This is a genomic window from Corallococcus praedator (assembly GCF_003612125.1).
GTDB classification, from domain to species: domain Bacteria; phylum Myxococcota; class Myxococcia; order Myxococcales; family Myxococcaceae; genus Corallococcus; species Corallococcus praedator.
Genome location: NZ_RAWI01000784.1, coordinates 1 through 1,001, shown reverse-complemented (window position 1 = coordinate 1,001; position 1,001 = coordinate 1). Strand labels below are relative to the sequence as shown.

The following is a 1,001-nucleotide window of genomic DNA, read 5'->3' as shown; positions in this document are numbered from 1 at the left end:
GGGGGCGGAGGCCCGCGTCGAGGGGCGCAACGCGGAGCTGCTGCGCGAGATGCGGGGGGCGGAGCCTCGTGCAGAGGGGCGCGGCGAGGTCCGCAATGCGGATCCTCGCGCGGAGGGTCGCGGTGCGGACGCTCGTGGTTCCGAGGGCCGTGGTGCGGACGCCCGTGGTGCCGACGCTCGCGCCGAGGGCCGCAATACGGACGCCCGTGGTGCCGAGCTTCGTTCAGAGAACCGTCACGCGGAGGTCCGCGCTGATTCCCGCAGCCCGGACGCCCGCGCTGAACCCCGGGGCTCGGACCCTCGCATCCCGGAGCTCCGGGGTGCCGAACCGCGCGCTGACTCCCGGCCGGAGCCCCGACAGACGACGGGGGCGCGGCGCGCCCTGGAATCACCGCCCTCGCGCTCCATGCGCCCGGTGCGCCTGGAAGAGCCGTCCATCCCGACGGTGACCGTGGATGAAGGCCCCACGCTCGCGATGATGGATCCGCTCGGGCGTCTGGGACCTCCTGCTTCCGGATTCCAGGTGGAGGAGGACGCGCCCACGCTCGCCATGGTGGATCCGCTCGGCCGGCTGTCGCCCCGGTTCCCGTCGGACGAGGACGAGGACGCGCCCACCCTGGATCAGCGCCTGCTCGCGGCCCGGCTCCAGGAGGACGAGGACGACGCCACCCAGGACATGCGGTCCATCACCCGCGCGGAGGACGACGAGGGCCCCACGCAGGACATGCGCGCCGTGCCGCGCTCGGAGGTGCCCGCGTCGATCCGGTCGGGCGCGATGCCGTCGGCGGAGCACCGCCCGGTCCGGCTCCCGATGCCCGCGCCCCACGCCACCGTCGAGGAGATGACCGCGTCCACGGCGCCGCGCTCCGCCTCCCGGGCTCCCATGCCGAACGCCTGGGTCCCTCCGGAGCGCACGGCCACGCTCACCGAGCATTCCATCGCGGCACCGTCGAAGCGCCGGTGGCTCGTGTGGGGTGGGGCGCGGGCATCGGGAGCCGGAC

The 1,001-nt window shown here is 75.2% G+C and carries 1 protein-coding gene; it reads left to right on the top strand.

All coding sequences use genetic code 11. The features are described from left to right. Positions 1–406: 406 nt before the first annotated feature. A partial coding sequence (locus D7Y13_RS41725; protein ID WP_208734557.1) for a hypothetical protein occupies positions 407–1,001 on the top strand: 595 nt, incomplete at its 3' end.